This is a genomic window from Streptomyces sp. NPDC085481 (assembly GCF_044541845.1).
Classification (GTDB): domain Bacteria; phylum Actinomycetota; class Actinomycetes; order Streptomycetales; family Streptomycetaceae; genus Streptomyces.
The window spans coordinates 1-13,978 of the sequence record NZ_JBITTJ010000029.1; the positions used below are offsets into that span (position 1 = coordinate 1).

The following is a 13,978-nucleotide window of genomic DNA, read 5'->3' on the forward strand; positions in this document are numbered from 1 at the left end:
AGCTTCCTGGGCCCTTGAGGGGTCCGGTCCCGCCGGATCTCGAAGTCCATCGCCACCCCTGAACTGGGGTGTTGCGACAACCACTAGAACCCAAGGATGCGGGAGGCCCCTCAGCGCCCCGACAGCTCGTCGTACACGCTCAGGACGTGGGCGATCGTCTCGTCCTCCGTCGGCCACGTCCGCGCCTGCATCCGTCCCGCCGCAGCCAGGTCGAGGCGCCGGTCCGTGTCGTCGAGCAGCCCGCGGACCGTCGCCGCGAGGGCCTGGGCGTCCCCGTACGGGACGAGTTCCGCGGCGGAGCCGACGAGTTCCGGCACCCCGCCCACCGCGGTGGCGACGAGCGGCACGCCAAGCCGCAGTGCCTCCTGGGCGAGGAGCGAGCGGGCCTCCCAGCGGGACGGCAGGACCGCGACGTCCGCCGCGGCGAGCAGCTCCGCCACGTCGTCGCGGCGTCCGATGAGCCGCACCGCGAGCCCCTCCGCCTCGATCCGCCGCTGCAGCACCGCCCGTTCCGGCCCCTCCCCCGCGATCACCAGGAGCGGCTGCGGGTCCAGGTCCCGCCACACCCGCGCCGCGTCGAGCAGCATCCCGTACCCGCGCCCCGGCTCCAGCGCGCCGACCGCCATCAGCAAGGGCCGGTCCACGGCGCCGAGTTCGGCCCGCGCCTTGCCGTCGTGCAGGCAGACGGGAGCGCGCGAGGCCGGTACGGTCACCGGCGCCAGCCGGGCGTCGCGGGCGCCGCGCCGCCGCGCCCGGTCGACGAGTTCGGATGAGGTGCCGAGCACGACGGCCGCCGCCCGCACGGTCCTTCGCTCCAGGAGCCGCACGAGCCCGGCCTTGGCGCCCGCCACCTGGCTGCGGGTGTGCCAGGTCGTCACGAGCGGGGTGCGCGGCCCGGCGCCGCCGGACAGTGCGAGCGAGGCCCGCACCGAGGCGTCGAGCCCGTGCGCGTGGACGACGTCCGCGCCGATGCAGACGTTGCGCAGCGCGGCGACCGTCGCCGGCCCGCCCCGGCGCGGCACCGGCACGAAGTGCGCGCCGGCGCCCGCGAAGTCGTAGACGTCGTCGAGGTCCGCCGGGGCGCACACGGTCACCCGCACGCCCCTCGCCACGAGCCCCGAGGCAAGTGATCTGACGTGCGCGCTGCTTCCCGCGCTGCCGCCGCCCAGCACTTGGACCGTACGGAGCTGTGTCACGGCCCAAGGATGCCAGTCCGTACGCACGTTCCGGCACCGAAGTGGCGTCGTCGCCGTGTCGGACGCCTCAACTTACCGACCGGGATCACCCACACGGGTGAGTACGGGCGAGCCCGGCGGAGCGGTCAGCGCACCAGCTCGCTGATCTCGTCCCCGTACACCGCCGCCGCCACAAGGCCCGCCGCATGCACGGCGAGCCCCAGCCGCCCGTTCCCCGCGGCGATGGCCGTGCCGACGGCCGCGCCGAGGGCCTGCGCGCCCGTGTCGCCGAGCATGGTCCGCTCGCCCAGGTCCTCGCCGAGCACGGCGGCCACGGCGCCCATCGGGGCGGCGGCCAGCGGTGTGCTCAGCAGGCCGGGGGCCGACAGCCCGAGGACGGCGAGCCCGGCCCGCCCCGGCCGGACGTCGACCAGGTTGACGAGGTGGGCCGTCCCCGCGATGACGATCCCGGCGAGCACCTTGTCGAGGGGCCGTTCCTTCAGCAGCGCCCCGGCCACGAGCCCCGCGGCGCCGATGCCGAACAGTTTGACGGCCCCGCTGGTCACCTCGCCCTCGCGCAGCGCCGCCAGATGTGCCCGGAACCCCCGCCGCTCGTCGCCGTACGCGTCGTCGTACGCGCCGCACGCCCCCGCGGCGAGCACCGCGAGCGCGCCCGGCGCACTCCGCGTCCCCACGGCAGCCCCGAGAGCGACCGCGGGCCCCGCGTACAGGCCGACGCTCCGCCCCGCGTGGTTCACCCGCTCCCATCGCGGGTCACGGACCCGCCGCAGCGCCTCGTACGCGGCCCGGGTCACACCAGCGGCCACGACGAAGGCCCCCGGACGCCCCATCAGCCGTCGGCCCGCGCCGTCGCGAGGAGTTCCTCGGCGTGCGCCCGGGCGGTCTCGGAGTCCTCCTGGCCCGCGAGCATCCGGGACAGCTCGCGCACCCGGTCCTCGCCCTCCAGGACGGTGACGCCGGAGCGGGTGACCGAGCCGTCGTTGGTCTTCTCCACCAGCAGCTGCCGGTCGGCGAAGGCCGCCACCTGCGGCAGGTGCGTGACGACCACGACCTGCGCGGTCTTGGCCAGCTTGGCGAGCCGGCGGCCGATCTCCACCGCCGCCTTGCCGCCGACGCCCGCGTCGACCTCGTCGAAGAGGTACGTCGGCACCGGGTCCGTACCCGCGAAGACGACCTCGACCGCGAGCATCACGCGGGACAGCTCACCACCGGACGCGCCCTTGGCGATCGGCCGCGGCGGGGCGCCCGGGTGCGGGGCGAGCAGCAGTTCGACCTCGTCGGCACCGGACGGCGTGTACGCGACGCGGCGGCCGCCCACCTCGACGCCGTCGGGGTCCTCGGTCTGCCGGATCGCGAAGGACACCCGCGCGTGCGGCATGGCCAGCGACGCCAGCTCGGCGGTGACGGCGTCCGCGAACCGGGCCGCCGCCTCCGTACGGGCGTCGGTGAGCCGCTGCGCGAGCACCGAGAGGTCGTCGCGGAGCCGGTCCCGCTCCGCCGTCAGCTCGTCGAGGCGGTCGTCGTCGCCGTCGAGCTCGGTCAGCCGGGCCGCGCTCTGCTCCGCCCAGGCGAGCACGGCGGCCGTCCCCTCACCGTCCCTGCCGTACTTGCGGGTGAGCTGCGTGAGGGCCGCGCGCCGCTCCTCGACGGCGGCCAGCCGCAGCGGATCGGCGTCCAGGTCGTCCGCGTACCCGGCCAGCTCCCCGGCCACGTCCGACAGCAGGATGGAGATCTCGCCCATCCGGTCGGCGAGCGCGGCGAGCGCCGGGTCGTGCGCCCGTACGGCCTCCAGGGCCCGGCCCGCGCCAGCGACGAGCGTCGTCGCGTCCACGGCCTCGGGGTCCTCGGGCTGGCCCGCGAGCGCGGCGTGCGCGAGGGCGGCGGCGGAGGCCAGCGACTCGGCGTGGCCGAGCCGCTCCGCCTCGGCGGCGAGCTCGACGTCCTCGCCCGCGCGCGGCTCGACGGCCTCGACCTCGCCGAGCCCGAAGCGCAGCAGGTCCGCCTCCTGGGCCCGCTCCCGGGCCCGGGTGGTGATCTCCTCCAGCTCGGCGGTGACGGCCCGCAGCCGCCGGTACGCCTCGCCGTAGGCCGCGAGCGGCACGCTGACGGCCTCGCCCGCGTACCGGTCCAGGGCGCCACGCTGCCGGGCCGGCTTGAGCAGGCCCTGCTGGTCGGTCTGGCCGTGTACGGCGACGAGCTCGTCGGCCAGTTCGGCGAGCAGCCCGACCGGCACCGCGCGACCCCCGAGGTGGGCGCGCGAGCGTCCCTCGGCGGAGACCGTACGGCTGACCAGGAGCGCGCCCTCGTCGAGCTCGGCGCCCGCCTCCTCGGCCCGCACGGCGACCGCCCCGCCCGGGGGCAGCGTGATGCGCCCCTCGACGACGGCGGCCCCCGCCCCGATCCGTACCAGGGCGGGGTCGGCACGCCCGCCGAGCAGCAGCCCGAGGCTGGTCACGACCATCGTCTTGCCCGCACCGGTCTCGCCGGTCACCGCGGTGAAACCGGGCGACAGCTCGACGACAGCGTCGTCGATGACTCCGAGCGACCGTATCCGCATCTCCTCCAACACGGGGAAGACCTTACGAGGTCGGGCCGCCCCTGTGCGACGGCCCCCGCCCACCCGGGACGAACCCGCAGGTCGGCAGGGCCCCTCGCGGCCCTCTGTCACCCGCCGGAGTGGGCTCGGTGCGGCGCCCCGCGCCAGCCGGAGACCGGCAGCGCGAACTTCGCCACCAGCCGGTCGGTGAACGAGGCGTGGTGCAGCCGGGCCAGACGGACCGGAACGGCGCCGCGCCGGACCTCGACCCGCGCGCCGGCCGGGAGTTCCACCGTGCGCCGGCCGTCGCACCACAGCACGCCGTGCGGGGTGTGCGGCTCGACCTCGACGGCCAGCACCGAGTCGGGGGTGGTGACGAGCGGCTTGGCGAACAGGGCGTGCGCCCCGATCGGCACCATGAGCAGCGCCTCCACCTCGGGCCAGATCACCGGCCCGCCCGCGGAGAAGGCGTACGCCGTCGAGCCGGTCGGCGTCGCGCAGATCACCCCGTCGCAGCCGAACCCGGTCACCGGGCGCCCGTCGATCGCGAGGACCACCTCGAGCATCCGCTCCGGGGAGACCTTCTGCACGGCCGCCTCGTTGAGCGCCCAGTCCTGGTGCAGGACATCGCCGTTCTGGTACACGGTCACGTCGAGCGTCATCCGCTCCTCGACCTCGTAGGCCCGGGTGACGACCCGGTCCACGACCTTGTCGAGGTCGTCGCGCTCGGCCTCGGCGAGGAATCCGACCCGGCCCAGGTTGACGCCGAGCATCGGCACCCCGGACGCCCGGGCGAACTCCGAGCCGCGCAACAGCGTCCCGTCCCCTCCGAGGACGACGAGCAGCTCGCAGCCGTCGAGCGCGTCGGTGCAGGCCTCCGGCACCTTCTCGACGGACGGCGGCAGCGGCAGATCGGCCGCCTCCGCCTCCAGGACGCGGACCCCGATGCCGCTGCGCAGCAGCCCGAGGACGACGAGTTCGGCGCTGCGCACGGCGGCCGGCCGGCCGGTGTGCGCGAGCAGGAAAACAGTGCGGTCGCTGTCAGTCGAAGTGCTCGAACCAGTGCTCAACGAGGTCCTTCCGCCACGGCGCGGTCGACGTCCGCCGGATCAAGGGCGGGTGCCCCCGCCCGCAGCCACAGAAAGTACTCGACGTTGCCTGACGGCCCGGGCAGCGGGCTGGCCGTGACGCCGAGGACGCCGAGCCCGAGCTCGCCCGCCCGACGGGCCACGTTCTTCACGGCGTCGGCGCGCAGTTCGGCGCTGCGCACCACTCCGCCGGAGCCGAGCCGCTCCTTGCCGACCTCGAACTGCGGCTTGACCATGAGGACCAGGTCGGCGCCGGGCGCGGTGCAGGAGGCGAGGGCGGGCAGCACGAGCCCGAGCGGGATGAACGACAGGTCGCCGACGACGAGGTCGACCGGGACGCCGTCGATGGCCTCCAGGGTCAGCTCGCGCACGTTCGTCCGGTCCTTGACGGTGACCCGCTCGTCGCTCTGCAGCGACCAGGCGAGCTGCCCGTAGCCGACGTCGACGGCGACGACATGGGCGGCGCCGGCCCGCAGCAGGACGTCGGTGAAGCCGCCGGTCGACGCGCCCGCGTCGAGCGCGCGCCGGCCCTCGATCCGCAGGCCCCCGGGCACGAAGGCGGCGAAGGCGCCGGCCAGCTTGTGGCCGCCGCGCGAGACGTAGTCGGGGTCGGCGTCGTCCTGCTGGACGACGATGGCCGCGGCGGTCTCGACCTGGGTCGCGGGCTTGGTGGCGACCGTCTTGCCGACGGTCACCCGGCCCGCGGCGATCAGCTGGCTGGCGTGCTCGCGCGAGCGGGCCAGCTTGCGCCGTACCAGCTCGGCGTCGAGGCGGCGGCGGACCACTCCTGCCACGTTCGGTTCAGCTCCTGTTGTCGTACGGACGGGGTGCGGGTGCGGCGTCGAGCGAGGTCAGCTCGGCGCGCAGGCCACGGTGTACATCCTCGTACACGTCGAGGTGTCCGTCCGCCGGGAGGTGGTCCGCGTCGCCGAGGCGGTCCAGGAGCGCGTCCACGGCGGGCCGGCCGGTGGGGGTCCGTACGACGCCGAGGGGAGCGGGCCCGGGATCGGCGGCCTGCTCCTGCGGGGCTTCGGGTGTCGCGTCGCTCATGCCCCGACGCTACCGCGAAGCCCTGGGGTACGGTCGACCGCGATGGCGACGATCACGGAGTGCCGCGACGCACTCGACAGACTCTCGGACAACCTGGCCCGTGCGGACGGCGAGGTACGCGGCGCGGCCGCGCTCGACCGCACCCTCAGCTGCCACATCACCGACCTCGACACGACCTTCACCGGCCGCCTGGCCGACGGCCGCATCGAGGTCCGGGACACCCTCCCGGGCCCGCCGGCCGAGAAGGCCCAGATCCGCCTGCGGATGACCGGCGACGACCTGGTGGCGATGGTGGGCGGCGAGCTGAACTTCGCGAAGGCCTGGGCCTCGGGCCGGGTGGGCCTGGAGGCGGGCTTCCGCGACCTGCTCAGACTGCGGTCACTGCTGTAGGGGCGGTAGGAGCTGTGGGACCGCCCGCGCCGCCACGGGCCGCCCGGGCCTTGCGCCCCGCGGGTACCACCAGCGGCGTACCGGTCTCCGGGTCCTCGATGACCTGGCAGCGCAGCCCGAAGACCCGCTCGACCAGCCCGGCCGTGACGACCTCGGACGGCGGCCCCTCGGCGACGACCTCGCCGTCACGGCAGGCGATGAGGTGGGTGGCGTAGCGGGCCGCGTGGTTGAGGTCGTGCAGGACGGCGACGAGGGTGCGGCCCTGGTCCTCGTGCAGCTCGGCGCACAGGTCGAGGACGTCGATCTGGTGCTGGATGTCGAGGAAGGTGGTCGGCTCGTCCAGGAGCAGCAGCGGGGTCTGCTGGGCGAGGGCCATGGCGATCCAGACCCGCTGCCGCTGGCCGCCGGAGAGCTCGTCGACGTACCGCTCGCCGAGCTCGGCGACCCCGGTCGCGGCCATCGACTCCTGCACGATCCGCTCGTCCTCGGCAGACCACTGGCGCAGCAGCCCCTGGTGGGGGTAGCGCCCGCGGGCGACGAGGTCGGCGACGGTGATGCCGTCGGGCGCGATCGAGGACTGCGGCAGCAGGCCGAGCGTCTTGGCGACCTTCTTGGCCGGCATCGAGTGGATCGCCTGGCCGTCCAGCAGGACCCGTCCCTGGGTGGGCTTGAGCATCCGGGACAGGGCGCGCAGGAGGGTGGACTTGCCGCAGGCGTTGGGGCCGACGATGACCGTGAAGGAGTTGTCGGGGATCACGACGCTGAGGTCACGGGCGATGACCCGCTGGTCGTAGGCGAGCGTGACCGACTCGGCGCTGAGCCGCTGGGGCTGCTGCCCGTTCATACCCTTGCTCCTGTTGTCTTCGGCTGGTGTTGCCGTGGTGGTCATATCCGGCCCGCCTTGCGCTCGCTGACGAGCAGCCAGAGGAGGTAGCAGCCGCCGAGGACGCCGGTGACGACACCGACCGGCAGCCGGCGCTCGCCGAAGGCGTTGGTGGCCACCCAGTCGGCCACCAGCAGCAGGGCGGTGCCCATGAGCGCGGAGGCGGCGAGGTTGGGGCCGGGCGAGCGGGTGAGCCGGCGGGCCAGCTGGGGTGCGCTCAGGGAGACGAAGACGATGGGTCCCGCGGCGGCGGTGGCGACGGCCACGAGGAGCACCGCCGAGCCCATGAGCACGATCCGGGTCCGCTCGACCTTCACGCCGAGCGCGTACGCGGCGTCGTCGCCCATCTCGAGCATGCGCAGCGCCCGGCCGTGGCCGAGGACCAGCGGCAGCAGGACGCAGCTGACGGCGAACAGCGGCCAGAACTGGGCCCAGTCCCGCCCGTCGAGCGATCCGGTCATCCACACGACGGCGCGGGTGGCGTCGACGAGCTGCGCCTTGGTGATGAGGTAGTGGATGACGGCGGTGAGCATGGCGGCGGCGCCGATGCCGATGAGGACGAGCCGGTAGCCGTTCACCCCGCGCTTCCAGGCCAGCAGGTAGATCACGACGCCGGTGACGAGCCCGCCGGTGACGGCGCCGCCTGCGGCCGCCGCCGCGCTGCCCTGGAAGAGCACGATGACGGCGAGCGCGCCGACCGTGGCGCCCTGGCCGAAGCCGATGACGTCCGGGCTGCCGAGGGGGTTGCGGGAGACCGACTGGAAGACGGCGCCGCCGATGCCGAGCGCGGCGCCGACGAAGACGGCGACCAGGACCCGCGGCAGCCGCAGGTCCATCACGGCGAACTCCTGCACGGGCGTGCCGTCGCCGAGGAGGGTGGCGACGACGTCGCCGGGCGCGATGGGGAAGTCGCCGCTGCCGATGAGGACGACCGCGGCGGCGAGCGAGAGGACGAGCAGGCCGATGACCGACACGAGGGCGCGCGGCTCGTAGCGCACGGAGAGCCCGCCGGCGGTCCGCAGGGACTTGGTGCTCACAGCTGGGCCATCCTCTTGCGACGGACGAGACGGATGAAGACGGGCCCGCCGACGAGCGCGGTGACGATGCCGACCTGGAGTTCGGCGGGGCGGGCGACGACCCGCCCGATGACGTCGGAGCCGAGGAGGAGCACGGGCGAGAGCACGGCCGTGTACGGGAGGATCCAGCGCATGTCGGGGCCGGTGATCGACCGCACGATGTACGGAACCATCAGGCCGACGAAGACGATCGGCCCGCAGGCGGCGGTCGCGGCGCCGCACATCAGTGTGACGGACACCATCGCGGTGATCCGGGTGCGGTTGAGGTGGGCGCCGAGGGCGCGGGCGGTGTCGTCGCCCATCTCCATGGCGTTCAGCGGCCGGGAGATGAGGAGCGCGAGCACGGCGCCGACGAGGATGAAGGGCGCGACCTGGCCGACGGTGTCCGTGTTCGCGGAGGCGAGCGAGCCGACGGTCCAGAAGCGCAGCCGGTCGAGGGCGGCGGAGTTCAGCAGCTGTACGGCGTTGACGTACCCGTACAGGGCGGCGGTGGCCGCGGTTCCGGCCAGCGCGAGCCGTACGGGCGTGGCGCTGCGGCTGCCGCCGAGGACGTACACGACGACGGAGACGACGGCGGCGCCGACGAAGGCGAACCACACGTACGCGTCGACGTCGGTGACGCCGAGGAAGGCGATGGCGGAGACGACCGCCGCGGCGGCGCCCGCGTTGACGCCGAGCAGCCCGGGCTCGGCGAGCGGGTTGCGGGTGAGGCCCTGCATGACGGCGCCGGACAGGCCGAGGGCCAGACCGACCAGCAGCCCCAGGATCGTGCGCGGGACGCGGACGTCGTGGACCACCACGTCGTTGCGGATGCCGCTGTTGTGGAACAGCCCGTGCCAGACATCGCCGAGCGGCACCGGCTTGGCACCGATCATGATGCTCAGGACACAGACCAGCAGCAGGACTCCGACGGCCACGACCAGTCCGGCGGCGCGCACGGAGTTCCGGCGCTTCGGCGGCTGGGCAGCGGCGGTCGGCTCCGCGCTCGCACGGGAGGGACTCTCGACCAACACGAGGTTAGGTTAGCCTACCCTCTGAATATTGATCGATGCCGTGTACGACCCCGGCCACCACCCCAGCCCCAGGGCCTCCCCGCCGTCACCGCAGGCCCAGAGGCTCCAGTGCCGTCACCGCAGGCCCAGCCGCTCCAGCGCCTTACCCGCGTCCAGGCCGCACGCACCCGCGCCCGCGTCCGTCCAGGCCGCCGCGCACAGCGCCCGAACGCCGTCCAGTGGATCCAGGGCGTCCTCCGCGCCCTCCACCACCAGCGCTCCCCCGCTCACCGACGCCGTCCAGCCCCCGCACAGGAACGATCCGTCGGCACCCTCCACCACCTCCGGCTGGGCCACCAGCAGACCCCGCAGGTCCGCCGACACGAAGGTCGGCCGGTGCTCCGGCACGGCCGCGAGCAGCTGCGCCACATCCGTCACCCCGGTCAGGACGAGCAGCGAGTCCACGCCCCCGTTGAACGCGCCCTCGATGTCCGTGTCCAGCCGGTCCCCGATCACCAGCGGCCGCTCGGCCCCGGTCCGCAGCACCGTCTCCCGGTGCATCGGCGGCAACGGCTTGCCCGCCACCTTCGGCTCCGCGCCCGTCGCGATCCGCACGACCTCCACCGCGGCACCGTTCCCGGGCCCGATCCCCCGCGCACCCGGCACCGTCAGGTCCGTGTTCGAGGCGTACCACGGCAGCCCGCGCCGCACGGCATAACTCGCCTCCGCAAGCCGGCCCCACGGCAGCTCCGGACCCCCGTAGCCCTGCGCCACCGCCACCGGGTCGTCGTCCGCCGACTCCACCGGCACCAGACCCCGCTCGCGCAGCGCCACCCGCAGCCCCTCGCCGCCGATCACCAGGACCCGCGAACCGGGCGGCACCTCGTCGGCGATCAACCGGGACACCGCCTGCGCCGAGGTGATCACGTCCCCCGCCTCCGCCGGCACCCCGAGCTCCGTCAGATGCGCCGCCACCGTCTCCGGCGTCCGCAGCGCGTTGTTGGTGACGTACGCGAGGTGCATCCCGCCCGCCCGGGCCGCCCCCAGCGCCTCCACGGCGTACGGGATCGCGTCCCCGCCCGCGTACACGACACCGTCCAGGTCCAGCAGCGCCGTGTCGTACGCCTCGCTCAGCACGCCCGCGCTGCCACCTGGCCGATTCCTGCCCTGCCGGCCCTGGCCGATTCCCGTCATGCCCGCCCACTCCTCACGTCACGGGTGAAAATCCCTGCCTCCCCGATCATCGCTCATGCCACCGGCCACATACGATGACCAGATGAACACCTCTGGTCACGCGGCCGACGACGTCCGCGCCCCCGGTCTCCGCCTGGCCCCCTTCCGGGGCCTCCGGTACGTACCCGAACGGGTCGGCAGCCTGGCAGCCGTGACCTCTCCTCCGTACGACGTCGTCGTACGGCCCGACGGACTCCTCCACCTCGAGTCCGCCGACCCCCACAACATCGTCCGGCTGATCCTCCCGCAGGCCATGACGGCCGGCACCCGCCACCGCAAGGCCGCCGTCACCCTCGACCGCTGGCTCGCCGACGGCATCCTCGCCCCGGACCCCGAGCCCGCCCTCTACGTGTACGAGCAGAGCGGCGACGGCATCCTCCAGCGCGGCCTCATCGGCGCCCTCGAACTCTCCCCACCCGCCGAAGGCGTCGTCCTCCCCCACGAGGACGTCATGCCGCACATCGTCGAGGACCGCGCCGCCCTCATGCGCACCACGGCCGCCAACCTCGAGCCGCTGCTCCTCACCTACCGCGGCGACGGCGACGGAGCCGGCACGGTCATCGACCGCACCATCGCACACGAGCCGCTGCTCTCCACCACCACCGAGGACGGCTTCCACCACCGCCTCTGGTCCGTCACCGACCCGGCCGACCTCGCCGCCGTCGCCGCCGAACTCGGCCGCCACCAGGCCCTGATCGCCGACGGCCACCACCGCTGGGCCACCTACCTCCGGCTGCGCGAGGAACACACCGCGCCCGGCCCGTGGAACTACGGCCTGGTCCTCCTCATCGACACCGCCCGCTACCCCCTGCGGGTCCGTGCCATCCACCGGCTCCTCAACCGCCTCCCCGTCGCCGACGCCCTGGCGGCCCTCGGTGACGGCTTCCGCGTCACCCGCGTGGCGGGCCCGCTGTCCGCCGCCCAGGAGGCCCTGGCCGCGGCCACGGCCGAGGGCAACGCGTTCCTCCTCGCGGGTGACGGCGCCTTCCACCTCGTCGACCGCCCGGACCCTGCGCTCCTGGCCCGCACGATCCGCACGGACCGCCCCGAGGCCTGGCGCACCCTGGACGCGACGGTCCTGCACTCCACGCTCCTCGACCACGTCTGGCACATCCCGGACGCCCCCGAGGACATCAGCTACATCCACGACACCCGCGCCGCCGTCGCCCAGGCCGAACGCCGCGGCGGTACGGCCGTCCTGATGCACCCGGTGAAGGAGGAGGTCGTCCGGGACCTGGCCCGCCAGGGCGTCACGATGCCCCGGAAGTCGACCTCCTTCGGCCCCAAGCCGGCGACGGGCCTGGTCCTGCGCAGCCTGGCCCTGGACTGAAAACGACGAAGGGCGGAACCCCGGTGGGGTTCCGCCCTTCGTTCATGCGCTAGCCGGCAGCGCGGACATCAGTCCTCGTCGCGGTCGTCGCGGTCGTCTTCGCGGTCTCCATCGCGCTCGGCCTCGACCTCGCCGTCGCTCTCGTCACCGCTCTCGTCGCCGTTCTCCTCATCGGAGTCGTCGAAGGCGTCGACGAACTCGACCCCGTCGAGCTCCGCGAGCCGGTCGGAGGCGTCGGTGGAGCCGTCCTTGTCAGCCTCCACCGCCTTGGCGAACCACTCACGCGCCTCGCCGTCACGGCCGGCGGCCAGCAGCGCGTCGGCGTACGCGTACCGCAGGCGCGCGGTCCACGGGTGGTTGGCGTTGGACGCCAGCTCGGGGCTCTGCAGGGTCACGATGGCCGCGTCGAGCTGCCCCATGTCCCGGCGGGCACCGGCGGCGACGAGCCGCATCTCGACCTGCCCGGCCTTGTCCAGCTTCTGCACCTCGGGCTCGCCGGCCATGGCCAGCGCCCGCTCCGGACGACCAAGACCGCGCTCGCAGTCCGCCATCACGGGCCACAGCTCGACACTGCCCGTCATCCGACGCGCGGCCCGGAACTCGGCCAGCGCCTCCGCGTACTTCTGCGTCGCGTACGCCGCGAAGCCGGCCGCCTCACGGACCGCGGCGACACGCGAGGCGAGCCGAAGCGCGATACGGGAGTACTCGTACGCCTTCTCCGGGTCCTCGTCGATCAGCTGGGCGACCATGACGAGGTTGCGCGAGACGTCCTCGGCGAGCCCCTTGGGCAGGCTCATCAGCTCCTGGCGGACGGCCGGGTCGATCTCCTCACCGGTGACCTCCGGCGGGATCGGCAGCCGCTTGATCGGCGCACGGTCCCCACGGTCCCGGTGCCGGTCGTCCCGACGCCCGAAACCACCCCGGTCGTCCCGACGCGGCCCACGGGGCCGCTCGTCGCGACGGTACGAGGGACGGTCGTCACGGCCGCGGTAGCCACCGCCACCACGGTTGTCATCACGCCGGTCGTCACGACGGAACGGCGGACGCTCGCCCCCACGGTCGTCACGGCGGTCGTCACGACGGAAGGGAGGACGCTCGCCCCCACGGTCGTCACGGCGGTCGTCACGACGGAAGGGAGGACGCTCACCGCCACGGTCGTCACGGCGGTCGTCACGACGGTCCGCACGACGGAAGGACGGACGCTCGCCCCCACGGTCGTCACGACGGAACGGAGGACGGTCGTCACGGCCGCGGTAGCCACCGCCACCGCCACCACGGTTGTCATCACGCCGGTCGTCACGACGGAACGGAGGACGCTCACCGCCACGGTCGTCACGCCGGTCATCGCGCCGGTCGTCACGACGGAAGGGAGGACGCTCACCGCCACGGTCGTCACGGCGGTCGTCACGACGGAAGGACGGACGCTCGCCACCACGGTCGTCACGACGGAACGGAGGACGGTCGTCACGGCCGCGGTAGCCACCGCCACCGCCACCACGGTTGTCATCACGCCGTTCGTCACGACGGAACGGCGGACGCTCGCCACCACGGTCGTCGCGACGGTCATCACGACGGAACGGCGGACGCTCGCCCCCACGGTCATCGCGACGGTACGAGGGACGGTCGTCACGGCCGCGGTAGCCACCGCCACCGCCACCACGGTTGTCATCACGCCGGTCATCACGACGGAACGGCGGACGCTCGCCACCACGGTCGTCACGCCGGTCATCACGCCGGTCATCACGACGGAACGGCGGACGCTCACCGCCACGGTCGTCACGCCGGTCATCACGACGGAACGGCGGACGCTCACCGCCACGGTCATCGCGGCGGTCGTCGCGGCCGCGGTAGCCACCGCCGCTTCCGCCACCACGGTTGTCGTCACGACGCGGCCCACGGAAGCCGCCCCGCTCGCCACCGTCCCGGCGGCGCGGTTCGCGCTCGGGGCGGTCGTCGGGAGAGTTGGTGGACATCGACGTGACTCCTGTCTTCGGGTACTGCAGTCATTCTCGCGCAGCCGGCACGCGGCCGCGCGTTTCAGAAAATTCCAGGAAAAACAAAAGGACCCCTGGTCCCAGCATGAACGCTGGGGACCAGGGGTCCTGAAATATTGTTCGGCGGCGTCCTACTCTCCCACAGGGTCCCCCCTGCAGTACCATCGGCGCTGAAAGGCTTAGCTTCCGGGTTCGGAATGTAACCGGGCG

At 73.9% G+C, this 13,978-nt stretch carries 13 protein-coding genes, 1 rRNA gene and 1 pseudogene; 2 read left to right on the forward strand and 13 right to left on the reverse strand.

What is annotated here, in order from left to right; genetic code table 11:
• Positions 1-110: 110 nt before the first annotated feature.
• From ACIGEZ_RS34050 to ACIGEZ_RS34075, 6 genes are all read right to left on the reverse strand, one after another.
• Complete coding sequence (locus ACIGEZ_RS34050; protein WP_399839251.1) at positions 111-1,196, reverse strand: glycosyltransferase family 4 protein; 1,086 nt, start codon at positions 1,194-1,196, stop codon at positions 111-113.
• A 125-nt stretch (positions 1,197-1,321) separates the two neighbouring features.
• Entirely contained in the window at positions 1,322-2,026 is a 705-nt protein-coding gene (locus ACIGEZ_RS34055; protein WP_399839254.1) for a hypothetical protein, read from the reverse strand.
• Complete coding sequence (gene recN / locus ACIGEZ_RS34060; protein WP_399839277.1) at positions 2,026-3,753, reverse strand: DNA repair protein RecN; 1,728 nt, start codon at positions 3,751-3,753, stop codon at positions 2,026-2,028. The genes ACIGEZ_RS34055 and recN overlap by 1 nt, the downstream gene beginning before the upstream one ends.
• A gap of 107 nt (positions 3,754-3,860) precedes the next feature.
• A complete protein-coding gene (locus ACIGEZ_RS34065) occupies positions 3,861-4,802 on the reverse strand; it encodes an NAD kinase (protein WP_399839256.1) in 942 nt (313 codons plus the stop codon).
• A complete protein-coding gene (locus tag ACIGEZ_RS34070) occupies positions 4,799-5,614 on the reverse strand; it encodes a TlyA family RNA methyltransferase (protein WP_399839259.1) in 816 nt (271 codons plus the stop codon). The genes ACIGEZ_RS34065 and ACIGEZ_RS34070 overlap by 4 nt, the downstream gene beginning before the upstream one ends.
• Before the next feature lie 7 nt (positions 5,615-5,621).
• Entirely contained in the window at positions 5,622-5,870 is a 249-nt protein-coding gene (locus ACIGEZ_RS34075) for a hypothetical protein (RefSeq protein ID WP_399839261.1), read from the reverse strand.
• Positions 5,871-5,912: 42 nt separating this feature from the next.
• On the opposite strand from ACIGEZ_RS34075, the gene ACIGEZ_RS34080 reads away from it, so the two are divergent.
• Complete coding sequence (locus ACIGEZ_RS34080) at positions 5,913-6,260, forward strand: SCP2 sterol-binding domain-containing protein (protein ID WP_399839263.1); 348 nt, start codon at positions 5,913-5,915, stop codon at positions 6,258-6,260.
• On the opposite strand, the gene ACIGEZ_RS34085 is transcribed toward ACIGEZ_RS34080, so the two are convergent.
• The 4 genes from ACIGEZ_RS34085 to ACIGEZ_RS34100 form a co-directional block, all read right to left on the reverse strand.
• Entirely contained in the window at positions 6,238-7,104 is an 867-nt protein-coding gene (locus ACIGEZ_RS34085) for an ABC transporter ATP-binding protein (RefSeq protein ID WP_399839266.1), read from the reverse strand. The two genes, ACIGEZ_RS34080 and ACIGEZ_RS34085, sit on opposite strands and share 23 nt — an antisense overlap.
• A gap of 41 nt (positions 7,105-7,145) precedes the next feature.
• A complete protein-coding gene (locus ACIGEZ_RS34090; protein WP_399839268.1) occupies positions 7,146-8,180 on the reverse strand; it encodes a FecCD family ABC transporter permease in 1,035 nt (344 codons plus the stop codon).
• Positions 8,177-9,136, reverse strand: a complete 960-nt coding sequence (locus ACIGEZ_RS34095; RefSeq protein ID WP_399839280.1) for a FecCD family ABC transporter permease — start codon at positions 9,134-9,136, stop codon at positions 8,177-8,179. The genes ACIGEZ_RS34090 and ACIGEZ_RS34095 overlap by 4 nt, the downstream gene beginning before the upstream one ends.
• Positions 9,137-9,346: 210 nt before the next feature.
• Positions 9,347-10,405 carry an HAD-IIA family hydrolase gene (locus tag ACIGEZ_RS34100; RefSeq protein ID WP_399839271.1) on the reverse strand — a complete coding sequence of 353 codons (1,059 nt, stop codon included), beginning with the start codon at positions 10,403-10,405 and terminating at the stop codon, positions 9,347-9,349.
• Between the two features lie 82 nt (positions 10,406-10,487).
• Between ACIGEZ_RS34100 and ACIGEZ_RS34105 the strand changes: the two genes are divergently transcribed.
• Complete coding sequence (locus ACIGEZ_RS34105) at positions 10,488-11,774, forward strand: DUF1015 domain-containing protein (protein WP_399839274.1); 1,287 nt, start codon at positions 10,488-10,490, stop codon at positions 11,772-11,774.
• Between the two features lie 68 nt (positions 11,775-11,842).
• On the opposite strand, the gene ACIGEZ_RS34110 is transcribed toward ACIGEZ_RS34105, so the two are convergent.
• The 3 genes and pseudogenes from ACIGEZ_RS34110 to rrf form a co-directional block, all read right to left on the reverse strand.
• Positions 11,843-12,631 carry a hypothetical protein gene (locus tag ACIGEZ_RS34110; RefSeq protein ID WP_399839283.1) on the reverse strand — a complete coding sequence of 263 codons (789 nt, stop codon included), beginning with the start codon at positions 12,629-12,631 and terminating at the stop codon, positions 11,843-11,845.
• A gap of 30 nt (positions 12,632-12,661) precedes the next feature.
• Positions 12,662-13,609: pseudogene (locus ACIGEZ_RS34115) on the reverse strand (hypothetical protein); the annotation flags it as partial.
• Between the two features lie 277 nt (positions 13,610-13,886).
• Positions 13,887-13,978, reverse strand: a 5S ribosomal RNA gene (gene rrf / locus ACIGEZ_RS34120); the annotation flags it as partial.